The organism is Tardiphaga sp. P9-11, from assembly GCF_008329525.1.
GTDB lineage: Bacteria > Pseudomonadota > Alphaproteobacteria > Rhizobiales > Xanthobacteraceae > Tardiphaga.
Genome location: NZ_NPKQ01000004.1, coordinates 409,272 through 432,283, shown reverse-complemented (window position 1 = coordinate 432,283; position 23,012 = coordinate 409,272). Strand labels below are relative to the sequence as shown.

Annotated in this window: 23 protein-coding genes; 9 read left to right on the top strand and 14 right to left on the bottom strand. The window is 62.1% G+C overall.

All coding sequences use genetic code 11. The features are described 5' to 3' along the window. Positions 1–39: 39 nt before the first annotated feature. From CIW50_RS17445 to CIW50_RS17410, 8 genes are all read right to left on the bottom strand, one after another. Entirely contained in the window at positions 40–261 is a 222-nt protein-coding gene (locus CIW50_RS17445) for a hypothetical protein (protein WP_149532462.1), read from the bottom strand. An 84-nt stretch (positions 262–345) separates the two neighbouring features. Continuing rightward, positions 346–768: a group III truncated hemoglobin gene (locus CIW50_RS17440; protein WP_149532461.1), complete on the bottom strand. Its 423-nt coding sequence runs from the start codon at positions 766–768 to the stop codon at positions 346–348. Between the two features lie 79 nt (positions 769–847). Then, positions 848–1,642 (bottom strand): class II aldolase/adducin family protein, encoded by a 795-nt coding sequence (locus tag CIW50_RS17435; protein ID WP_068736808.1) that lies wholly within the window; start codon positions 1,640–1,642, stop codon positions 848–850. Positions 1,643–1,672: 30 nt separating this feature from the next. Next, on the bottom strand, positions 1,673–2,656 hold the full coding sequence (locus tag CIW50_RS17430; protein WP_197738378.1) for a Bug family tripartite tricarboxylate transporter substrate binding protein: 984 nt from the start codon (positions 2,654–2,656) through the stop codon (positions 1,673–1,675). 162 nt (positions 2,657–2,818) lie between these two features. Next, complete coding sequence (locus CIW50_RS17425; RefSeq protein ID WP_149532459.1) at positions 2,819–3,154, bottom strand: DMT family transporter; 336 nt, start codon at positions 3,152–3,154, stop codon at positions 2,819–2,821. Beyond that, positions 3,151–3,423 (bottom strand): hypothetical protein, encoded by a 273-nt coding sequence (locus CIW50_RS17420; RefSeq protein ID WP_246664310.1) that lies wholly within the window; start codon positions 3,421–3,423, stop codon positions 3,151–3,153. The genes CIW50_RS17425 and CIW50_RS17420 overlap by 4 nt, the downstream gene beginning before the upstream one ends. 10 nt (positions 3,424–3,433) lie before the next feature. Further along, positions 3,434–6,595, bottom strand: a complete 3,162-nt coding sequence (locus tag CIW50_RS17415) for a multidrug efflux RND transporter permease subunit (protein WP_149532458.1) — start codon at positions 6,593–6,595, stop codon at positions 3,434–3,436. A gap of 11 nt (positions 6,596–6,606) precedes the next feature. Then, positions 6,607–7,767, bottom strand: a complete 1,161-nt coding sequence (locus CIW50_RS17410) for an efflux RND transporter periplasmic adaptor subunit (protein ID WP_149532527.1) — start codon at positions 7,765–7,767, stop codon at positions 6,607–6,609. 212 nt (positions 7,768–7,979) lie between these two features. On the opposite strand from CIW50_RS17410, the gene CIW50_RS17405 reads away from it, so the two are divergent. Further along, on the top strand, positions 7,980–8,534 hold the full coding sequence (locus tag CIW50_RS17405; protein WP_149532457.1) for a TetR/AcrR family transcriptional regulator: 555 nt from the start codon (positions 7,980–7,982) through the stop codon (positions 8,532–8,534). Positions 8,535–8,569: 35 nt separating this feature from the next. Here the strand turns inward: CIW50_RS17405 and CIW50_RS17400 are convergent, their stop codons facing one another. Beyond that, positions 8,570–9,088, bottom strand: a complete 519-nt coding sequence (locus CIW50_RS17400; protein ID WP_149532456.1) for a DUF1697 domain-containing protein — start codon at positions 9,086–9,088, stop codon at positions 8,570–8,572. Between the two features lie 166 nt (positions 9,089–9,254). Between CIW50_RS17400 and CIW50_RS17395 the strand changes: the two genes are divergently transcribed. Then, positions 9,255–9,725, top strand: coding sequence for an MEKHLA domain-containing protein (locus CIW50_RS17395; protein ID WP_149532455.1), 471 nt, complete (start codon positions 9,255–9,257; stop codon positions 9,723–9,725). 9 nt (positions 9,726–9,734) lie between these two features. Here the strand turns inward: CIW50_RS17395 and CIW50_RS17390 are convergent, their stop codons facing one another. Then, positions 9,735–10,439, bottom strand: a complete 705-nt coding sequence (locus tag CIW50_RS17390; RefSeq protein WP_246664309.1) for a GntR family transcriptional regulator — start codon at positions 10,437–10,439, stop codon at positions 9,735–9,737. A 121-nt stretch (positions 10,440–10,560) separates the two neighbouring features. Here CIW50_RS17390 and CIW50_RS17385 point away from each other — a divergent pair, with 121 nt between their 5' ends. The 7 genes from CIW50_RS17385 (at position 10,561) to CIW50_RS17355 (ending at position 17,557) form a co-directional block, all read left to right on the top strand. Next, on the top strand, positions 10,561–11,535 hold the full coding sequence (locus CIW50_RS17385) for a Bug family tripartite tricarboxylate transporter substrate binding protein (protein WP_149532454.1): 975 nt from the start codon (positions 10,561–10,563) through the stop codon (positions 11,533–11,535). A gap of 58 nt (positions 11,536–11,593) precedes the next feature. Further along, on the top strand, positions 11,594–12,733 hold the full coding sequence (locus tag CIW50_RS17380) for a mandelate racemase/muconate lactonizing enzyme family protein (RefSeq protein ID WP_149532453.1): 1,140 nt from the start codon (positions 11,594–11,596) through the stop codon (positions 12,731–12,733). Between the two features lie 16 nt (positions 12,734–12,749). Beyond that, positions 12,750–13,655, top strand: coding sequence for a fumarylacetoacetate hydrolase family protein (locus tag CIW50_RS17375; RefSeq protein WP_149532452.1), 906 nt, complete (start codon positions 12,750–12,752; stop codon positions 13,653–13,655). 1 nt (position 13,656) lies between these two features. Further along, a complete protein-coding gene (locus tag CIW50_RS17370) occupies positions 13,657–14,610 on the top strand; it encodes a hydroxyacid dehydrogenase (protein ID WP_246664308.1) in 954 nt (317 codons plus the stop codon). A 7-nt stretch (positions 14,611–14,617) separates the two neighbouring features. Next, positions 14,618–15,757, top strand: a complete 1,140-nt coding sequence (locus CIW50_RS17365) for a mandelate racemase/muconate lactonizing enzyme family protein (protein WP_149532450.1) — start codon at positions 14,618–14,620, stop codon at positions 15,755–15,757. Further along, entirely contained in the window at positions 15,750–16,778 is a 1,029-nt protein-coding gene (locus tag CIW50_RS17360; protein WP_149532449.1) for a Bug family tripartite tricarboxylate transporter substrate binding protein, read from the top strand. Before CIW50_RS17365 ends, CIW50_RS17360 begins: the two co-directional genes overlap by 8 nt. A 161-nt stretch (positions 16,779–16,939) precedes the next feature. Next, positions 16,940–17,557: a CPBP family intramembrane glutamic endopeptidase gene (locus tag CIW50_RS17355; RefSeq protein WP_149532448.1), complete on the top strand. Its 618-nt coding sequence runs from the start codon at positions 16,940–16,942 to the stop codon at positions 17,555–17,557. 2 nt (positions 17,558–17,559) lie between these two features. On the opposite strand, the gene CIW50_RS17350 is transcribed toward CIW50_RS17355, so the two are convergent. From CIW50_RS17350 to CIW50_RS17335, 4 genes are all read right to left on the bottom strand, one after another. Then, the gene (locus CIW50_RS17350; protein ID WP_149532447.1) at positions 17,560–17,841 is read right to left on the bottom strand and encodes a hypothetical protein; all 282 of its coding nucleotides are present in this window, start codon (positions 17,839–17,841) and stop codon (positions 17,560–17,562) included. Between the two features lie 98 nt (positions 17,842–17,939). Further along, a complete protein-coding gene (locus CIW50_RS17345) occupies positions 17,940–18,791 on the bottom strand; it encodes a tetratricopeptide repeat protein (protein WP_149532446.1) in 852 nt (283 codons plus the stop codon). Between the two features lie 82 nt (positions 18,792–18,873). Continuing rightward, positions 18,874–19,581: a GrlR family regulatory protein gene (locus CIW50_RS17340; protein WP_149532445.1), complete on the bottom strand. Its 708-nt coding sequence runs from the start codon at positions 19,579–19,581 to the stop codon at positions 18,874–18,876. 196 nt (positions 19,582–19,777) lie between these two features. Continuing rightward, the gene (locus tag CIW50_RS17335) at positions 19,778–23,008 is read right to left on the bottom strand and encodes an efflux RND transporter permease subunit (protein WP_149532444.1); all 3,231 of its coding nucleotides are present in this window, start codon (positions 23,006–23,008) and stop codon (positions 19,778–19,780) included. Positions 23,009–23,012: the final 4 nt, after the last annotated feature.

Below are 23,012 nucleotides of genomic sequence, written 5' to 3'. Positions count from 1 at the left end.
GCGGGGCTTTTGCACGTCTGGATGCGTGAGGCTGCAGCCTCAGCTCTTCATGCACTTGTTGACCGATGAGGTCTTGGCGGCGCCGGCCAGTGGCTTGCCCTCGGCACTCTTGGCGTTGTCCTCGCAGCACTTCTTCATGAAGCTCTTCTTGGCGGCGCCCGCTAGCGGCTTGCCGTCGCCGCTGACGGCGTTGCAGGATTGCGCCATTGCGGGCGCAGCACTGAACAGGCTCAAGAGGACGAGAACAGACAGACGTTTCATGGACCGACTCCCGGTTTGTTGGAGCCGCAGCCTAGCGCAACCACCGGCTCTCGCAAGACCGGCTATGCATTACGTGCCTGCCGCTTAAACGCTATGTCGCGGCGCAGCGATTTCGCCGCGCACCGAGGCAACGCCCATCTCGAAACTGTCAGCGATACGGCGCGCGCGGATCATGAAGGCCTCGGTGACCTCAGCCGGAAATATCTCGCGCGCTGTCTGTTCGAACAGCAAAAGCCAGCGATCGAAATGTTCGCCCTTCAGCGGCAGCACGAGATGTGGACGCATAGGCCGGCCATTGTAGCGGCCGGTCTTCAGCATCATCGACGACCAGAAATCGCTGATCTGCGCGATGTGATGATCCCAGTCGGTCACCGCACCGTTGAAGATCGGCCCCAGCAAATCATCCTCGCGGGCACGGCCGTAAAAGGTCTGCACCAGAAGCGCGATATTTTCCTCATTCAGGGAGGGCTGGAAGCTGGTGAAGCCGATTTCAGAGGTCTGCGTCATGCGCCCTGATGTAGGCGACGGCGGCCAGCTCGGCAACCGCCATCGCCCGAAATCCGTTTGCAATTGATCCAGCGCAAACTCAGTTGCGATAGGACGGATCGACCCGGTCGAGCTTGCGGAGCAGTGCCGGCCAGGCTAGTTCGCCACTGAGACCCGGAACATTGTCGCGCGGCTTCATGCGGTCATAGGTATCCTGCAGGACCTTCTGTGGCGGCGTGATGAGCTTGGTGTTGCACGACAGCGCTGCAACCTGAACCTGACAGGCCCGCTCCATCCGGAACAGCACGTTGAAAGCGGCGGCGATGGTCTTGCCGACCACCAGCAGACCGTGATTACGCAGCACCATCGCCTCGTGATTGCCGAGATGCGCGATCAGTCGTTCCCGCTCTTCTGGATTGTCCGCGATGCCCTCAAAATCGTGATAGGCGACATGAAGGAAGCGCATGCAGGTCTGCGCCACCGGCAGCAACCCGCACTCCATCGCCGATACGGCCATGCCGGCCACCGTGTGGGTATGTGCGACGCAATCGACATCGTGACGCGCCATGTGGATAGCACTGTGGATCACAAAGCCCGCGGCATTCACGGCGTAGTCGGATGCGTTGAACAGCGTGTTGCCGTCGAGGTCGATTTTCACAAGGCTCGACGCATCGATCTCCTCATAGAGCATCCCATAGGGATTGATCAGGAACTGGTCTTCCGTTCCCGGCACGCGGCAGGAGATGTGGTTGGCGATCATCTCAGTCATGCCATACATGGCCGTCAGGCGGTAGCAGGCCGCGAGATTGACGCGCGACTGCCATTCCTCGGGGCTGACCTGATCCTGCACCGAACGGACGACTTTTACTGCGGGTGAGCTGACGGCTGCATTCATTGATGTTCTCCCTTGATCTTGTTCACGCGGTCAGTCGACCGTGATGCCGGCTTCGCGAATGAGTTTACCCAGGCGGTCGCGCTCGCTCTTCACATGGGTCTCGAGTTCCGCCGGCGTCATCGGCCACGGCTGATTGCCGATCGGCTCCATCTTCCTTGCAAATTCCGGCGTCCTGACGATGCGGGTGATGGCGGCGCTGAGCCTATCCAGAGCCGGCCGCGGCGTACCCGCGGGCGCGAAGACCGCGAACCATGTCGCGCCGACGATCGAGGGGAATCCGAGCTCCTTAAAGGTCGGCACATCCGGCAATTGCGGAAGGCGCTCCTCGGACAAGACGGCCAGCGCACGGTAGGTGCCCGCTCTGTGGTTCGGCACCGTATTGGTCAGCGCTTCCACATTGCTGTCGACGATGCCCGCGAGCATGTCGTTCATCGCCGGTGCGGCACCGCGGTAGTGAACATGCTGCAGCTTCACGCCGAGTCCGCGGGCGACGATCTCGCCCATCAAATGCACCGTGCTGCCCGGCCCGTTGGTAGCGTTGTTGACCTTGCTCGGATTAGCCAGCGCATAGGCACGAAACGCCGCGACGTCGGCGGCCGGAAAGTCCTTCTTCACGACGAAGGCAAACGGCACCTTCACCACCATCGCGACCGGCGCGAAATCCTCCAGCTTGTATTTGATGGAAGCCAGCAGATGCGGGTTGGTCGTGAAGGTCGTCGCGCTGGCGAACAGCAGCGTGTAACCATCCTTGTCAGCACCGGCGACAACTTGCGCACCGATCGACGTGCTGGCGCCGCCGCGGTTCTCGATCGCCACCTGTTTGCCGAGTTCGGAGCTGAGCTGTTCGGTGAGGATGCGCGCGACGATGTCGGTCGTTCCGCCGGGCGGAAATGGCACGACCATCGTGATGTTGCGATCGGGATATTGCTGCGCCTGCACCGGCGCCACGGCGAACAACGATGCGGCAAGCACCCCGGCGATGGCAAACCATCGCCTCTTCTTGTTGTTGCTCACGTTTTCTCCCTTTGCGCCGGTCCATTGGGCTTTCGCCTGGAACGACATTTTCGGGAGAGGCTAAAACAAGAGCCCAACCGATGCGACGACTAAATAAGCCGGGCAGCTATCGGATTACACGGGACGCGCAATCGACGAACGGGAAGCTGCCGTCTCGGTGAATCAATGCACCGCGGCGTTCGAAAACAGATTGATGACGATCACGCCGGAGACGATCAGCCCGAGCCCGCACAAAGTGGCCGGGTCGAGCTTCTGGCCCTGGAATGCCCAAGCGGCGCCAGTCACCAGTACGATGCCGACGCCCGACCAGATGGCATAGGCCACGCCAGTTGGGATGTCGCGTAGCGCGATGGACAGAAAGTAGAACGACACACCATAGCCGATCACCGTGACCAGCGACGGCATGGGCTTGCTGAAGCCATCGGAGAGCTTGAGGAAACTGGTGGCGATGACTTCGCAGACAATCGCCATGGCGAGAAACGCGTAAGTGTAAGTCATGACGCGCGCCCCGCAGGTCCGGAACTGTTCCTGCCTGCAATGCTCTTTACCGGGGTGCGTTCGAGATAGTCGCGATGAATGGCCTGCACCGTGACGCGGTCGTCGAACTTGACGCGCACGCTGTTCGGCGTGCCCATGCCGACGATGACGCCCTCGCGGTTGCCATAGGACGGATGCCGTTCGAGCCCCAGCGGACTCATGCGCACACGATCGCCATAAGTCAGCCAGTCCGGGTCAAGGTCGTGCGCGTCGAACATCATGCGGCGCATGATCCCCTCCCTATGACACAATCGAACGCGATGTTCCGTCGTGAGGAGTCGCCGCCTCCTCATCGTCGGTATCGGGACGCGTACGCTTGGCCGGCATCCGCTTGAGGACGAACACGTAGAACACCGGCACGAACAGCACCGCGAGCACGGTGGCCGATATCATGCCGCCAAGCACGCCCGTACCGATGGCGTTCTGGCTACCGGCGCTGGCCCCGGTGGCGATCGCCAGCGGCGTCACACCGAGAATGAAGGCCAGCGACGTCATCAGGATCGGCCGGAAGCGGATGAACGCTGCCTCGATGGCCGCCTCGCGCAATGACTTGCCCTCGGCATGCAGATCCTTGGCGAATTCAACGATCAGGATCGCATTCTTAGCTGACAGGCCGATGATGGCGATCAGGCCGACCTTGAAGTAGATGTCGTTCGGCATGTCGCGCAGCATCACCGCGAGCAGTGATCCGATGACGCCGAGCGGCACCACCAGCATCACCGACAGCGGGATCGACCAGCTCTCATACAGCGCTGCCAGCAGCAGGAACACGAACAGCACGCTGAGCCCGAGCAGGAACGGCGCCTGATTTCCGGACTCGATCTCCTGCTGCGATTGTCCGGCCCACTGGAAGCCGAAGCCATCGGGCAGTTGCCCTACCAGCCCCTCCATCTCCGCGATCGCATCGCCGGATGAATAGCCCGGCGCCGCGTCGCCCGCGATGCGGATCGACGGATAGCCATTGAAGCCAACCACCTGCACCGGTCCCTTCGCCCATTCGGTGCGCGCGAAAGCCGCCAGCGGCACCATCCCGCCGCTGGCATTGCGGACATTCAGCCGCAGCAGGTCGTCAGCCTGCATGCGTTTGCCGTCATCCGACTGCACGGTGACGCGCTGCATGCGACCGGCATTGGGGAAGTCGTTGATATAGGACGAGCCGAGGCTGGCCGAGATTGTGGCGTTGATGTCCGCAAAGGACACGCCGAACGTATTCGCCTTCTCGCGGTCAATCACGAGATTGAGTTGCGCCGAATTCGAAAGCCCTTCAATACGCAGCCCAGTGAGCACCGCGCTCTTGGCACCGGCAGCCATCAACTGACTTGCAGCAGCGGACAAGGCCGCCGAACCGCGGCTGCTGCGATCCTGCAGACGGAAGGTGAAGCCGGTGGAATTACCCAGGCCTTCAATCGGCGGCGGCGACAGCGCAAAGGCCATGGCGTCGCCGATCTTGGCGAATTCACCGTTGACGCGATTGACTATGGCCGGGGCGGCATCCTTCGATCCACGCTCACTCCAGTCCTTCAGCGTCGGGAATGCGATGCCCGAGCTCAGTCCGTTTCCCGAGAAGCTGAAACCCAGCACCGTAAACACGCTGGCGACGCCCGGCTCCTTCGCAAAGACGCTCTCGACCGTCTGCACCGATTGCAGCGTGCGGGTCTGGCTCGCCTCCGGCGGCGCCTGGATATCGGTGATTACATAGCCCTGGTCCTCGGTCGGCAGGAAGCCCGACGGCAGCCGCATATAGGCCCAGCCGAGACCGACCAACAGCGCCAGATAGACCACCATGACTCGGCCGGTGCGGCCGGTCGCCCAGCTAACGCTGGAACGATAGCGTCCCGCCAGCACGTCAAACTTGCGGTTAAACCAGCCGAAGAAGCCGCCCCTCGCGTGATGGCCTTTGGCGACCGGCTTCAGGAATGTCGCGCACAGTGCCGGCGTCAGCGTCAGTGCAAGGAAACCCGAGAACAGGATCGACACCACCATGGTGAGGCTGAATTGACGGTAGATGATGCCGACCGCGCCGGGGAAGAACGCCATCGGTACGAACACCGCGGTCAGCACCAGCGTGATGCCGATGATGGCGCCGCTAATCTGTTGCATCGCCTTGATCGTGGCGGCGCGTGGAGACAGCCCTTCCTGCGCCATCAGGCGCTCGACATTTTCCACCACCACGATGGCGTCATCGACAAGGATGCCGATCGCCAGCACCATGGCGAACATGGTCAACACATTGATCGAGAAACCGGTCGCGAACATCACCGCGCAAGTACCGAGCAGAGCGATCGGCACCACGATGGTCGGGATCAGCGTGTAACGGATGTTTTGCAGGAACAGGAACATCACGATGAAGACCAGCGCCATCGCTTCGAGCAGCGTATGCAGTACCTTCTCGATCGATGCCTTCACGAACGGCGTTGTGTCATAGGGAATTTCGTAGGTCAGCCCCTTTGGGAAGAATTTCGACAGCTCCTTCATCTTGGCGTTGACGGCCTCGGAGGTCGCCAGCGCATTTCCTGTGGCCGACATCTGCACGCCGATGGCGGCAGCCGGCTTGCCGTTCAGGCGGCTGGCGAAATTATAGTCCTCGCCGCCGACCTCGACACGCGCGACATCACGCAACCGCACCGACGAGCCATCGCGATTGGCGCGCAGCACGATGGCACCGAACTCGTCGGGCGTGCCGAGCTGTCCCTTGACCAGAACCGGTGCGGAGACTTCCTGCGACACCGGATTGGGTGTCGCGCCGATGCGTCCGGCCGCGACCTGCGCATTCTGTGCGGTGATCGCAGCGGTGATGTCCGCCGCGGTCAGGCCGAGCCCGAGCATCTTGTCGGGATCAATCCACACCCGCATCGAGCGCTGGGTGCCAAACAACTGCCCCTTGCCGACGCCGGGCACGCGGCGAATTTCGCTCAGCACGTTGCGCGTGATGTAGTCGCCAAGCGCGATACTATCCATGCTGCCGTCGGTGGTCTGCATCGAGATGAACAGCAGGAAGGCGATCGAGCCTTCCTCGACGATGATGCCCTGCTGCGTCACTGCACGCGGCAGCCGCGATTCCACGCGGCGGATGCGGTTCTGCACATCCACCGTCGCCTGCGCGATCGTGGTGCCGGGCTGGAACGTGACGTCGATCTGGATTGCGCCGGTCGCATCCGCCGTGGATTCAAAATACATCAGCCCGGGAATGCCGTTGAGCTGATCCTCGATCAGTCGCGTGACGCCTTGATAGATTTCCTCGGACGACGCGCCGGGATAGTTGGTGGAGATCGCGATGCGCGGCGGTGCGATGTTCGGATATTGCGCGACCGGCAAATTCGGAATCGCCAGCGCACCGGCGATCATGATGAAGATGGCGATCACCCATGCGAAAATCGGGCGCGCGATGAAGAAACTGGACATCTGAATGAGCCTTACTTCGCCGGATTGGCGGCATCCGCCGACTGATTGCGCCAGGGTTTCGGATCGACGGTGGCGCCAGGCGCCAGCGTCTGGAAGCCCTCGACGACGACGCTGTCGCCGGCATTTAGCCCGTTCCCGATGATCCAGCGACCATTGACGAGACGCGACGGCGTCACGCTGCGCAATTCCGCCTTGCGCTCGGCATTGACGACATAGAGCTGCGCCTGCCCGCCGGGATCGCGTTGCAGCGCGCGTTCGGGGACTGAAAGCGCATCTCTCTGCTCGCCCTGCACGATCTGTACGCGCACATACATGCCGGGCAACAGATCGCCATCGGGATTGGGAAACTCGCCGCGCAGGGTGATCTGGCCGGTGGTGGCATCCACGGCTGCCTCCGAGAACAGCAGCAGCCCGCTGCGCGCGTATTCAGAACCGTCATCGAACTTGAGACGTACTTCCGCGGCATCGCGCCCTTGCTCCTTCGCGTTCGCCTGCGCGGCGCGCTTCAGCGTCAGGAGTTCGTTCGCGGATTGCGTGAAGTCGGCATAGACCGGTTCGAGCTGCTGGATAGTGGCGAGGCTCTCGCTGCCGCCGACGCTGACCAGTGCGCCTTCGGTGATCAACGCACGTCCGATGCGGCCGGTGATCGGCGCGCGCACGTCGGTGTATTGCAGATCGAGCTGTGCGGCTTCGAGGCCCGCGCGTGCCGAGGCTTCATCGGCCTCGGCCTGTGCGAGTTCGGCAACGGCGCGGTCGTAGAGCTGCCCGGTGGTGACGTCCCGTTCTTTCAATTGGGTCTGGCGATCCGCCTGCTGCTTGGCCAGCACGCGCGTGGCTTCCGCACGCTGCAGCGCGGCTTTGGCGCTGTTGACGCGTACGCGGAACGGTGCGGGATCGATGCGGTACAGCACGTCGCCCTCGCGAACGATGGTGCCCTGCTTGAACACGCGTTCGACAAGGATGCCGGCAACCCGCGGCCGCACCTCGGCGATCCGCGTCGGCGCGATCCGGCCGGGAAGATCGTTGATAATCCGCAGCGTCTGCGGCGCTACTGTCACCACGCTGACCGCCGTGGCCGGCGGCGCCTGCCCGGCTCCCGCCTGTTTGCCATCACCGCACCCGGCGAGCGTCAGCGCAATGGCCAGCACGCCGGCGATCCGGACATAAAACATCGACGTATCAAACACTTGTATCACCATGGATCGGATGGGCTGGAGCCGCCGATGGCGCTCACGGCACAGGGAACAAATCCGACTTGCGAGTCAGACATTAAACATACCGCGTGGTCGGTTTGTTTACAATATCTTCCTTCGCATCGCAACAATACGGGCGGTCAGAGCTGATTGCGCTTGCCAGTCCGAATGACGCTCGGCCAGATGCCCCAATGAACGAAGGCTATGAACGCAAGAAGCAGCCCGAGCTCGTGCGGCGAACCCTGATCGACTGCGCCGCACGCCTCGCCATCGAACGTGGCCTGCAGGCCGTCACGGTGCAGGCGGTGGCGGATGCCGCAGGCGTCACCAAAGGCGGGCTGTTTCACCACTTCCCGAACAAGGAGAAGCTGATCGACGCGGTCCTCAAAGACCAGATCGACAAGTTCGACGCCGCTATCGAAGCGACGCTCGCGCATGATGGCGAAGGCTACGGCTGTTTCACCCGCGCCTACATCATTGCGACGTTCTCGATGGCCGAATTCGCTCCGGCCCTCGAATCGACCTGCGTCGCGCTGCTCACCGATCCGGTGGCACGTACGCATTGGTCGGACTGGCTGCGCGCCCGCCTGCAGCGCCATCACGCCACCGATGCAGCGCCCGAGCTTGAGATCGTCCGCTATGCCGCCGACGGCGTCTGGCTCGCAGATCTGCAGCAACTGCCGGCAGATCTACGCATGGATCGTGATCAGCTGCGCACGCGATTGATCGGACTGGCGACCGAGTAAATCGCACCTTGTTGGCGATCCGGACGCAGCGAAGCCTAACCTGGCAGTGCTGCCGCCATCTCGGCTAGCTTTTCAATCGTGTTCATGTTGCGCGCTGTACCGGCGGTCGCAGCCTTGATCTTCAGCTTCGACGTGCCCATGCCTTGGCCGTAATGGACATAGATCTCGCGCTTGCCGAGCGCCATCTCTTCATCCTTCTGCCCGCTCACGCCATCGAGCACGTCCTTCGGCGGTGCTCTGTCGAGAAAGATTGCCACCATGCGGTTCGGCGCGGCTTTTGGAAATGGATTGCCCTTCAGCACGGCTGCCATCTCCGCCGCCGTCCGCACCAGCACGCCGACCGGCTTGCCCGCATAGGCCAGCAGCCGCTTGTCGAGCGCGGCCTTCACCGCCTTCTCCGACGCCTTGCTGGTGAAAACCACATTGCCGCTGGCGATATAGGTCTTCACCTCAGAAAACCCGGCATCCTCGCACATGGCTTTCAGTTCGGTCATCGGCAGCTTGCCGGTGCCGCCCACATTCACAGCACGCAACAGCGCCACATAGGCCGTCATCACTTGACCTCACCCGTCACTGCGCATCGCTCGCCCCAAAATGGCGCGACGATGGCTACGAATTCGCTATATCATGCGCACTCGGTAAGTCAGCACCGCTTTTGCCGGTGATGTCGTCGCGCGCATCTTACCCTATCTCCAAGTCATCAATGACGTGAGACGCCCGATGACCGACGCGACGATATGTGCAGTTCCGCCGGCTGCATTGGACGACAACTTCTTCAACCTGCTGATCAGTAGCTATGCGCGCACCGTGGGCAAGCCGCTCGTCAGCGGCAATCAGGATGCGGCTTGGCTCTATGGCGAGGCACCGTTCGCCGTCCTCGCGCACAGCACCGCGGCCGATCCCATTTTCGTCTATGCCAATCGCACCGCGCAATCTTGCTTCGAATATGGCTGGGACGAATTCATCACCATCCCTTCGCGGCTGTCGGCCGAAGCACCGAACCGCGACGAACGCCAGCGCCTGCTCGACGCCGTCGCGCACAACGGCTTCATCGACAATTATCGCGGGTTGCGGATCGCGAAGTCCGGCCGGCGCTTCTGGATCGAAGACGGCATCGTCTGGGAACTGAGAGACGAGAACGGCAAGCGCTGCGGCCAGGCGGCGCTCTTCACGTCATGGACGGATGTGTGAGCGCGGCAGCTACGACGTCGCAAGCGCCTCACGCAGCGGCCGGCGCAACTGTCCGTTGGCATCGGCAAGGCTTGCGAGATAGTCGGCGGCCTCGGTGATATCGGCGACAATCTCGCGCTCGGCGGCATCGGCATCGCCTGCGACGATGGCCTTGAGCGCCGCCGTATGGTGATCCCAGCCCTTCAGCAGCACGACATATTCGGGGATCACGAAGGATAGCACCGGGCCGCAGCGCAGCCACATATTCTCGATGGTCTCCACGAGGATCGGGACACCCGACATCGCGTAAATCTCGAAATGAAACTGGCGGTGATAATCGAGATAGCTTTCGAGATTCTTTGCAGCAATCAGCGACTGCATCGTCGCCAGCAGCGATTTCAGCCGTTCGAGTCCCGCCGTGTTGCATCGCCTCGCGGCTTCGCGCGCCGCCTGCCCCTCCAGCGCACAGCGCACCACCGTCAGATCGCCGAGCTCCCGCGCCGTCAGATGCGGGACGATCGCAGCATTGCGCGGTCCCTGCTGCAGCACGCCCTGAGCCACCAGCCGCGTAACGGCATCGCGCACCGGGGTGATCGAGGTCCCAAAACTCTCCGCGAGGGCGCGCAGTGTCAGCACCGTGCCCGGTGCGAAACGGCCAGCGAGTAGCGCGTCCCGGAGCTGCGCATGCGCCAAGTCCCAGAGCGGTTCGCGTTCGATCCGTTTCAATGCAGTCATTCTGTGCTCGCTACCTCACCCTGCCGAGTCCCGCAAATTCGTGCCCGCAACTCGCGGCGAATTGTTCCATTGACCCGTTAAGATGTTTGTTATAACAAACACCAAAAATGGGAGGAAAACAATGTTTGTTCAACGCGTCAGCTTTGCCGCGCTCGGATTGGTATTGGGATGCTGGTCCCTGCCTGCTCACGCGCAATCCAACTTTCCGCAGAAAGACATCACCTTCATCGTGCCGTGGAATGCCGGCGGCTCCAACGACGTCGCCGCACGTGCGCTGGACCCGATCCTGCGCGAGCACGGCATCAAGATCGTCATTGAGAACGTTGTTGGCGCCACGGGCGTCATCGGCATGAAGCGCGTCGCGAGCTCCACGCCGGATGGCTACACCATCGGCATGGGGACCAGTTCGACGCTGGCATTGATCGCCCAGAACAAGGCGAACGGACTCACCAACAGCAATTTCACCCACATCGCGCGCGTCTCGACCGACCCGTTGATGCTGCTGGTGCCCTCCACCGGCACCATCAAGGCCCTCCCCGACTACATCGCCAACATGAAGGCGAAGCCCGGCAAGGTCACCGTCGGCACGCCGGGCAACTACAACCTCAACCACATCTTCGCCTCCATGACCGCACGCGCGGCCGGCGTTGACTATGTCAACGTCCCCTATACCGGCGGCTCGAAAGTCGTTGCCGATCTGATCGGACAGCATGTCGACTCCGGAGTGCTCAAACCGTCCGAAACGCTTGGCCAGATTCAGGACAACCTGCTTAAGCCCATTGGCATCTTCGCCAATGAGCGGCTCGAAATGTTTCCAGATGTCCCGACCTTCAAGGAAAAGGGTATCGACGTTTTCCCTTATGGCCCCGTCGTGCAGATGGCCTATGTGGTCGGCCCGGCGAACCTGCCGGACGATGTCCGCACCAAGCTGACGACGGCGTTCCGCGCCGCCATCCAGGACCCGCGCTTCAAGGAATTCGCCAAGAAGAACGTCTTCCTGGTCGACGACGTGACCGGCGACGCGCTCGCCAGGGAAGTCGACGGCGTCGCTGCCGCGATCGGCAAGGTCGCCGCCCAAACTTTCCCGAAAGAATAAACGCTGCCGGCACTACGCCAGCCGCATCCACCTGACTGATCTCGACGAGGACACACCATTGAATATCAAGAAGATCACCTGCCATGTCGTCGCCGCTCCCGTGCAGCGTCCATTCACGTCATCACGCGGCTGGCTCTACAAGACGCGCGGCACCTGCCTCGTGGAGATCGAAACCAGTGACGGCATCGTTGGCTGGGGTGAATGCTACGGTCCCTCTGCTGTCGCCAAGGCCTTCATCGATACCCAGTTGGCGCCGCGCGTCATCGGCCGCGATCCGTTCGATGTCGAAGTGATCTGGGAAGATCTCTACAACCGCATCAAGGACTATGGCCCGAAGGGCATGTCGATCGCCGCCATCAGCGGCATCGACATCGCGCTGTGGGACATCATCGGCAAGGCCTGCAACAGGCCGGTGCACAAGCTGATCGGCGGCGCCTTCCGCACCGAAGTCGACTGCTACGCCACAGGTCTATACTTCACCGACATGGAACGCCTCGTCGATGAGGCTGTCGAGGAAGCCGTCGGTTACAAGAAGGCTGGCTTCAAGGCGATCAAGATGAAGATCGGCCTCGGCTCGATCAAGCGCGACTATGAGCGTGTGAAAGCCGTGCGCGAGGCGATCGGCTCCGACATCAAGCTGATGGTCGATGCCAATCACTGCCTCACCGTGCCCGCCGCGATCAAGCTCGGCCGCAAGCTCGAAGAGCTCGACATCGAGTGGTTCGAGGAACCGATTTCGCCGGAGGATATCGACGGCTATGTCGAAGTCACCCGCGCGCTCGATATGGCCGTCGCCGGCGGCGAGAACGAATTCACCCGCTGGGGTTTTCGCGACGCCATCGTCCGCAAGGCGATGGATATCGTGCAGCCCGACGTCTGCGCCGCAGGCGGCATCAGCGAATGCAAGAAGATCGCCGCACTCGCCAGCACCCATGGCGTCGAATGCGTACCGCATGCCTGGGGCTCGGTGGTCGGTCTCGCTGCGACGATCCACTTCCTCGCCTCGATCCCGAACCAGCCGCCCAGCCTGTTTCCGATGCCGCCGATGCTCGAATTCGAACAGGAGGAAAACCCGTTCCGCGATCATCTCGCGAAAACGCCGATCCAGCAGATGAATGGTGTCATCACCGTGCCTAATGGAGCTGGCCTTGGAGTCGAGGTCGACCGCGCGGTCATCGACAAATATCGCGTCGCGTGATGGCGAGGTCGCAGTCATGAAGTTCGTCACCTTCGTCGAGTCGGGCCTGACGCGCGCCGGCGTCCTGATCGGCGACGCCACACGTCCCACCGATGTCGTCGTCGATCTGGCTCACCCCGCGATGCGGGCGGGCCTGAACGGCATCGCGCCGCAGATTCAGGCCTTTCTGGAAGCGGGTCTTGGCAAGGTCGTCAGTATCATCACAGCTCACGGTCTGGCCGACACAGCCAGGCTAAGCGCGGACCGCGTAACGCTGCTCGCGCCGCTCCCTGCCCCGCGCCGCATCTTCGGGATCGCGCACAACTATCGCGATGCGGTGGCGGAGCGTTGCATCGCCGCGCCAACCGAGCCCGTACTGTTCATGAAAGCCGCGCGCACGGTCATTGCTGCCGGCCGATCGATCGTCCTTCCCGCCGGAATCGGCGGTGTCACCTATGAGGCCGAACTCGCCGCCGTGATCGGCAAGCGCGCCGTAAACGTATCGAAGGAACAAGCACTCGAATGCGTCGTGGCCTATGGTTGCTTCAACGACATCAGCGCCAGCGAGATGATCAAGGCCGACGGGCATTTCGACCGCGGCAAGAACATTTCGAGTTTCGGTCCGTTCGGACCGTTCCTCGCCTCATCTGACGAGATCGCCGATCCGCAAGCGCTGCAGGTGTCGCTGACCATCGACGGCAAGGTGCTGCAGAAGGGATCGACCAAGGACATGATCTTCGGCGTCGCCGACCTCGTGTCCTGGCTGTCGCATCGCGGGCCGCTCGAGCCTGGCGACGTCATTGCGACCGGAACGCCAGCTGGTGTCGCGGCGATGCATAAGCCTCCGGCCTGGCTGAAACCCGGTTCAACCGTGACCGCCAGTGTCGAGCGACTTGGCCAGCTCGCCAATCCCATTACCGAAGGACCGGCTTTCGATGCCTGACATGCCCACCGTTCTCCTGACCAATCCAATGCACGCCGATGGCGAAGCGATCCTGTCGCCGTATGCGCGGCTGATCACGGCGCCCGATACCAAGCCGGACACGCTGCGCGCATGGGCGAAAGACGCCGACGGCATCATCGTGCGCGCAAAACTGCCCGACGATATCGTCGATCACGCGCCGCGCCTGAAGGGCATAGTCCGTCACGGCGTCGGCCTCGATTTCATCCCCGTCGATGCGGCCACGGCGCGCGGCGTCGCCGTCGCCAATCTGCCGGGCAGCAATACAAGTGCCGTCGCGGAATATGCGGTGTCGGCGCTGCTGCATCTGCGGCGTCCGATCCATCTCATGAACGGGCTGATACGCGATAAGGGCTGGGGCGCGTCGCGCGCAACAGCCGAGACCTTCACCGAACTGAACGGCTCGACACTCGGTATTCTCGGGGTCGGCACGATCGGCCGTCGCGTCGCACAGATCGCCAGGCACGGTTTTGGCATGAAGGTGATCGGCACATCGCGGCGCAAGGGATTACTTCCCGCCGATGTCGAAGAAGTCTCGCTGGATCAATTGTTCGCGCGCAGCGATGCGCTCGTGATCTGCTGTTCACTGACCGATGAAACGCGCGGCCTCGTCAATGCCGCGCGCATTGGCCAGATGAAGCCCGACGCGGTTCTGGTCAACGTTTCACGCGGCGCCGTCGTGGAGAACGCCCCACTGATCGCCGCGCTCAAGGCCGGAAAACTCGGCGGCGCGGCGCTCGATGTGTTCGACATGCAGCCCCTGCCCGCCGATGATGCTTTGTTCGATTGCCCGAACCTGCTGCTGACGCCGCATGCGGCAGCGATCACCGCCAGTAGCAGCCGCGGCATGGCCGTCGGTGCCGCCGAAGAAATGCTCCGCATCCTGCGCGGCGAACAGCCGCTCAATCTCGTCAATCCCGGTCACAAGGCAGCGTGAGGCTCCCATGAAAATTACTGCAATCAAAGCCGTTCCGATTTCCTACCGCGTCCCGCAGGGACAGAATGTCCGCCTCGGCATTGGCCGCGCCGTCAAGCGTGACGCCGTGCTGGTGAAGGTCACGACCGACGAAGGCGTCACCGGCTGGGGCGAAGCACATCACGGCCGCTGCCCTGGCGCCATCGCCAAACTGATCGACACGACAATCGCTGAACTCGTCATCGGCATGGACGCGATGAATGTCGTCGGCGTGTGGCAGCGCGTCTATCAGATGCAGCTGTCAAGCCACGGTATGGGCTACGCCGCAGCGATGGCGCTGAGCGGCCTCGACCTCGCGCTGTGGGATATCCGCGCCAAGGCAGCGGGCTGGCCGCTCTACAAGCTCCTTGGCGGAGCGTCGAAGCCTATCAAGGCCTATGCCGGTGGCATCTCGCTAGGTTGGCAGGCGCCGGAGTCACTCGCCGAGGAAGCGCAGGGTTATATCGCGAAAGGCTACCGCGCGGTAAAGCTGCGCGTCGGCGACAATCCACGTGACGACGTTGCTCGAGCCACGGCCGTCCGCAAGGCGGTCGGCGATGCCATCGAAATCCTCGTCGACGCCAATACCGGCTACACGCTCGACGATGTGCGCCGCGTGATGCCGGCCTATGACGATCTGCAGATCGGCTGGCTCGAGGAGCCGTTCCCCGCACTCGACTATCGCTCCTATCAGGCCGCCGCCGCGATGGGCTCGACGCCGCTGGCGGCCGGCGAGAACCACTTCACGCGCTACGAGTTCAATCGCCTGATCGAGGACCGCGCCGTGAGCTTCGTGCAGCCGGACCTGTCGAAAACCGGCGGTGTCACCGAGTCCATGCGCATTGCGGGCATGACCCGGGCGTGGAAGCTCTCGTTCAATCCACACACCTCGGCGACCGGCATCAACATGACGGCGACGATCAACGTCCTCGCCGCCGTCGAAGACCCCGGCTATTTCGAAGGCGACGTCGCCAAGCACAATCCGTTCCGGGATGAAGTAGGCGGCATTCCATACAAGCTCGATGCCAATGGCTGCGTCGCGCCGTCGGAGATCGCGGGCCTCGGCGTCGAAATCGACGAAGCCTTCATCAACGCACATCCGCTGATCGAGGGTCCCTGCTATGTCTGATCCGCGACGGGCTGAAGTTGTACTGCGCGCCTCGCGTCTCGTTCACTTCGCCTGCGGCGCGCTCATTCTCCTTCTGGCCGGTACCGCCTGCGTTCATGCGCAGGCGACCGCGCCAGCGGGCGAGGCCTATCCCAGCAAGACGATCAAATACGTCGTCCCCTATCCGCCCGGCGGCTTTAACGACACGCTCGGACGGATCTTCGCACAGAAACTGCAGGACTCCTTCGGCGTTCCTGTCGTGGTCGAGAACCGGCCGGGCGGCGGCACGCTGATCGGCACCGAAGCGGTCGCCAAGTCCGCCCCCGACGGCTACACGCTGCTCGGGGTCGCCTTCCCGTTCGGTTCCAATCCGAGCATCTACAAGAACCTACCCTATGACACCGTGAAGGACTTCACGCCGCTGGTCTTTGCAGGACAGACACCGAACCTGCTGGTGGTGAAGCCGTCGCTGCCGATCAATACGGTCAAGGAGCTGATCGACTATGCCCGTCAAAATCCCGGCAAGGTCAGCTACGGCTCGACCGGCATCGGCTCGTCGAACCATCTGTCGATGGAATTGTTCAAGAGTCTCTCTGGCATCGACATCGTGCACGTTCCCTACAAGGGCAGCGCGCCGATGGTAAACGACATGCTCGGCGGCCATATCGATGTCGCTTTCGACAACACGCCCAATGTGCTGCCGCAGGTGAGCGGCGGGAAGCTTCGTGCCCTTGGAGTGAGCAGCAAGACGCGATCAACACTCGCACCCGACGTTCCGACCGTCTCGGATGCCGGCGTCGCCGGCTACGAGGTCAATGTCTGGTTCGGCGTCGTGGGTCCTGCGGGCATGCCCGAGGAGATCGTGCGCAAGCTCAATGCCGAGATGAATGCGATCCTGAAGCAGGACGACGTCCGACGTCGCTTCGTCGACCAGGGCGTCGAGCCCGTGGGCGGCACGCCCGCGCAATTCGCGGATCAGATCAAGACCGAGATCCAGAAATGGGCCCGGGTCGTAAAAGACGCCGCTATCAAACCGGAATAGACGCCCGCGATGATCCGCCGCCCGCGTTGCCATTAACCCACGTTAAAAATGCGCCGCTTCGGCCGGCGCGTTTGAAGTGTTGCCGATCACGCTTTCGTCTATAGCGGCTTGCGCGACCGCTCTGCCCTTAAAACACCGCATGATTTCCGCTATAGAGCATCATGACAGTTTTAAGACGGCAACGATTCCAATGGCGATTGATCGCCCCGCTACCGGCATTTGCCGCGCTACTGCTTGCGCCCGGCCTCGCCATTCACTGGGGTTTTCTGCCGTTCGAATATCGCATTCCCGCGTTGCTGCTGGTCTCCGTGCTGTGCATCGCGCTGTGCCTGCTGGCCGGCTTCTCTGTCGCGGAACTCGGCCTCAGCCGTCCCTCTGACATCAGGCACTGGTTGTTCTGCGCCGCGATCACGGCAGGCATTGCGGCGATCATGGTGGCGCAGACCAGGTTTTTGACCTTCGATCACAAGCCGCCGGTCTGGCTCAGCTTCGCGCCATTCTATGTGCTGGTCTCAAGTCCCTGCCAGGAAGTGGTGTGCCGATCGATTCCCAAACTGATGACCGACCGGTTGCAGGTCAGGCCATGGACCTATGTGATCTATTCCTCGGCGGTGTTTTCGCTGATCCATGTCGCCTATGGCGACAGCATCCTGATGCTCAACACATTTCTGGTCGGCATCGTCTGGGGCGTTGCCTATCTGCGGATGCGGAACATCTGGCCGGTGATCCTGTCGCATGCCGCAATTGGCACGCTCGCGTTTTCACTCGGGCTCGCTTGAGCCTACCTATTATAGCCGCCGCCGAAGCTGCTCTTGATCTGATGCAGCAGCGTCAACACCCAGCATAGCGCGAAGCTGCCCGCGAGCCCGTAAGCGGTGCGGCGATCGATCACCGACAGGCCGGTCCACAAATAGACGCGATAGAGCCAGAGGCCTGCGAGACCGACACCCAGCAGACAGACCAGTAACTTGACAAAGCGCGCATTGGCGACGCCCACCGCGGCAAACAGGATGGTCAGCGGCACCAGAAACAACTGGCAGATGGCGATCAGGCTTTCGTTCACGGATGGCTCCAGGGAAGCACAAAAGGCGACTCAACGCCGGCAGCTTAGGCAGCGAATTTGAAATAAATGGTTGCCGATGAATGAGCCCGCGAGATCGCTCAGAAGCACATATTGCTGACGACGTTGCCGCGCTTGTCCTTGAGCACATAAGGGCACTTGATCCGTTCCAATGCCTTCTTCGCATCGTCGTCGCCAAGGGCTGCGGCCTTCTCGTAATAAGCCTTCGCGGCATCCTTATCCGACGCGCCACCGCGGCCACTTTGCGCGAACGCGCCCATGCGCTCGAGCGCGCCCGCATGGTTTTGTGCTGCCGCCTTCTCGAACAGGCCGCGTGCCGCGACATCGTCTTTCGCGCCGCCGATGCCTTCCGACAGCATCATGCCGAGCTGATACTGGGCCTCGGCATTGGTCTCCGCAGATTTCGCCAGTAATTGCCGCGCACGCACCGGGTCAGACCCCGCGCCTGCGCCGCCCGATAGCGCTGCAAGATTGCTGACACCGCGCGGATTGCCGGCCTCGGCCGCGCGCTCGAACAGTTTTCGCGCTTGCGCCTCGTCGCGCGCAACGCCGGTGCCGTTGCCATAGGCGACGCCAAGTTCGACCATGGCGGACGTGCTGCCTTTATCCGCCGCCTTGCGCCACGCCGCGAGCGCCTCGGTGCCCTGCCCGCTGGCCGCAAGAGCGCGTCCAAGCTGGAACATCGCACGGCGCGACCCGCCAGACGCCATCCGGCAGAACTTGATGGCGGTCGCAATATCGGCTTTCGCGATATCGGCCACGCCTTTCACGTCCGCAGGCTTGTCGGGATCGGCAGGATCGGCCGCGAGGCGATCGCACAGGACCAGATCGGCCGATTGGGCCTGCACGCGCGCCGGCGCGGACAGCACAGCCAGTCCGGCGGCAATGCCGAGCAAACAGATAAGGGACGTCGCGCCGATACGCTGTGTCATGGGTTTTGTCGCCATCTGTGTCATTCGCCGGCAACATTAGGGACAGACGCGCACCCCATCAAGCAGCGCGCCCGTCTGGAACTTACACGGCCTTGCGGATCAGCTTCAGTACTGCCTGCAACCGCAGGCTCCGCTTGCCGGCCAGCGCCGTGGCTTCCAGTTCGGCGCCGGTTTCATCGCAAGTGCCGGAAAAGCCGATACCGATTTCATGGCCGCCGAAGACCGGGTTCTCGCCTTTTGCCGGCGTGTGCTCCTGATTGAGCATCTCGCCCTTCCAGCGCCCGTCGGCCGAGGAATAGGCCCCGAGATAATAGAAGAACGCGTCCCCGCCAAGGATGCGGCCGTCATGGAGCAGCATCACGCCGTTGAGCCCGCCATCAATGCCATCGAGTGTGCGCAGATGAATCGAATAAAGCCCATTGGCGATACCACCCGCACCGATCGGTCCGGCGGGAGGCATCTCGCCGTCATCGATCGTCGTCATGACCGACTCGAATTTCGCACCCGGCATCTGCGGTGACGAGCCCTGAAAACGATAGGTGTCGCCATAGGGCCGGCCGGTAACGCTGATGGTCGCCACATCCTGGCCAAGCAGCGAGGGATAGTTGGGATCGTTCATGTGGCGGCGGCTCTCGATCTCCGCCACTACCTCGTCGCCCCGGAGCTCATAGCTGCCGATATGGGCAAAAGCCGAATTGCCGCCGAGCATGCTGCCGTGCTCGACAAACATCACGCTGCGACCGGACGCCTCATCAACCCGGTATTCGCATTTGTAGAAACCCGTCCGCACCCGTCATTCCCCTGCAGCGCCTTTCGCATTGTAGCGGAAGATATGCAATGGAGGAAAGCGCACCCAGCCAGTTGGGTGCGATTTCAATAGTCTTGGGCACAGGCTGCGCAATTCCTCGCCGTAGAATGGCGCAAGGCGGCGCGTCCGTGGACTAGCAGGCCTTGTCAGGCGTTACGTTACCCCTCTCCCCGAAGCGTTACGAATGCGACGTGGCATGCGGGCGCGATTCTACTTCGTGCGATCCTGGTGCCAGCGGCGCCGCCTGATCGACCGTCGCTTCGCCATGCTGGGTCAGCGGACGGTTGCCTGCCATGGCACGCAGCAGCACATAGAACATCGGCGTGAAGAAGATGCCGAAGGCCGTGACGCCGATCATGCCGGCGAACACTGCGACACCCATGGCATGACGCATCTCCGAGCCCGCGCCAGTGGACGTCACCAGCGGCACAACGCCCATGATGAAGGCCAGCGAGGTCATCAGGATCGGCCGCAAGCGTAGACGGCTGGCCTCGATCGCGGCCTGGATCGGTGTCCGCCCGGCAAATTCCAGCTCGCGGGCAAACTCCACGATCAGGATGGCGTTCTTCGCGGACAAGCCGACCAACACAATCAGACCAATCTGGGTGAAGACGTTGTTGTCGCCTTTGGTCAACCAGACGCCGAACATCGCCGCCAGCAAGCCCATCGGCACGATCATGATGATCGACAATGGCAGTGTCAGGCTTTCGTATTGCGCGGCGAGCACGAGGAACACTAGCAGCATCGCCACCGGGAACACGATCAGCGACGAATTACCGGCGATGATTTCCTGATAGGTCAGCTCGGTCCATTCGAAGTCGATGCCCTTGGGCAGCGTCTCCTTGGCAACACGCGCCACGGCGTCCTGCGCCTGGCCGGTGGAATAGCCGGGCGCCGCGCCGCCATTGATGTCCGCCGACAGGAAACCGTTATAACGCATGGCGCGCTCCGGCCCTGCACTTTCCTTAACGCGCAGCAGAGTCGAAAGCGGGATCATCTCGTTGCTGTCGGACCGAACTTTCAACTGGCCAATATCGTCGGCCCGCGCCCGGAATTTGGCGTCAGCCTGGACGCGCACCGAATAGGTGCGACCGAATTTATTGAAGTCGTTCACATAGAGCGAGCCGAGATAGATCTGCATCGTGTCGAACACCGAGGTCACGGGCACGTTAAGCTGTCGCGCTTTGGTGCGATCGACATCCGCATAGAGCTGCGGCACGTTGATCTGATAGCTCGAGAACAGACCGGCCAGCTCCTTCTGCTGCATCGCCTTGCCGATGAAAGCCTTGGTGGCGTCGTTCAGGGCCTCATAACCGAGACCGGCGCGATCCTCGATCTGCAGCTTGAAGCCACCGATCGTACCAAGACCCGACACCGGCGGCGGCGGGAACATGGCAATGAAGGCGTCCTGAATGCCGGCAAACTTCTTGTTCAGCGACAACGCAATGGCATTTCCGCTCAGGCTCGGATCCTTGCGTTTGTCAAACGCATCCAGGCCGATGAAGACGATGCCGGAGTTGGACGAATTGGTGAAGCCGTTGATCGACAGGCCCGGAAACTGAATCGAATTCTCGACGCCGGGCTCTTTCTGCGCGATCTCGCCCATGCGACGGATCACCTCTTCGGTACGATCCAGCGTGGCACCGTCGGGGAGCTGCGCAAAGCCGACCAGATACTGCTTGTCCTGACCGGGCACGAAACCGCCCGGGACTGCGTGGAACAGATAACCGGTGACACCAATCAGCAGAACGTAGATTCCCATCACCGCCGCACGGCGCGAGACTACGCGTTTCACGCCGCCGCTATAGGCGTCGGAGCTTCTGGCAAAGAAGCGGTTGAAGCGGACGAAAAACCAGCCGAGCGTCTTGTCCATGAAGCGCGTCAACGCATCCTTCGGCGCGTCATGGCCCTTTAGCAGCAGCGCGGCCAACGCCGGCGATAGCGTCAGCGAATTGAAGGCCGAAATCACCGTCGAGATTGCCACCGTCAGCGCGAACTGCTTGTAGAACTGCCCGGTTAAGCCTGTGATGAAGGCCAGCGGCACGAACACGGCGACCAGCACCAGTGCAATCGCGATGATCGGGCCGGTCACTTCGCGCATGGCCTGATAGGCGGCGCTCTTCGGATCGAGCCCGCGCTCGATATTGCGCTCGACGTTTTCTACCACGACGATGGCGTCGTCGACGACGATGCCAATGGCCAGCACGAGGCCAAACAGCGTCAGCGCATTCACCGAAAAGCCAAACACATGCATCACCGCGAAAGTGCCGACCACCGATACCGGCACGGCGATCAGCGGGATGATCGAGGCGCGCCATGTCTGCAGGAACAGGATGACGACGAGCACCACCAGTGCGATGGCTTCAAGCAGCGTATGGATCACCGCCTCGATCGAGGCGCGAACGAATTGCGTGGGATCGTAGACAATGTCGTAGGTGACACCGTCTGGCATGTTTTCCTTCAGCTCCTTCATGGTCTTGCGGACATTGTCGGAGATCTGGATCGCATTGGAGCCCGGCGACTGGAAGATCGGAACCGCCACTGCGGACTTGTTGTTCAGCAGCGAGCGCAGTGCATAGTCGGCAGCGCCGAGCTCGATGCGCGCGACGTCGCGCAGCCGCACCACTTCGCCGTTGTCGCCGTTCTTGACGATGATCTCGCCGAATTCCTCTTCGGTCTGCAGGCGCCCCTGTGCATTGATGGAAAGCTGCAGGTCGAGGCCCGGCTCGTTGGGCGAACCGCCCACCTGCCCCGCTGCTGCCTGCACGTTCTGCGCACGGATCTCGCGCACGACATCACCCGGCGACAGGCCTCGCTCGGCGACCTTCTGCGGATCGAGCCAGACGCGCATGGAGTAATCGCCCGAGCCGAACAGCTGCACCTGACCGACGCCTTCGATGCGCGCGAGGCGATCCTTGACGTTGAGCACGGCGTAATTGCGCAGATAGGTCATGTCATAGCGGTCATTCGGCGACAGCAAATGCACGACCATGGTCAAGTCAGGCGCGCTCTTGATTGTGGTCACGCCAAGCGCACGGACTTCCGCAGGGAGACGCGGCTCGGCCTGCGAAACGCGGTTCTGCACCAGCTGCTGTGCCTTGTCGGGATCGGTGCCGAGGCGGAAGGTGACGTTAAGAGTCATCCTGCCGTCGGTCGTCGCCTGGCTGCTCATATAAAGCATGTTCTCGACGCCATTGATCTGCTCTTCGATCGGCGTCGAGACCGTTTCCGCAATCACCTTCGGATTGGCGCCGGGATAATTCGCTGTCACCACCACGGTCGGCGGCGCCACTTCCGGATATTCGGAGATCGGCAGCACCGGCATCGATAACAGGCCGGCGAGAAAAATCACCGTCGACAACACGCCGGCAAAGATCGGGCGGTCAATAAAGAATTTTGAAAAGTTCATGGCG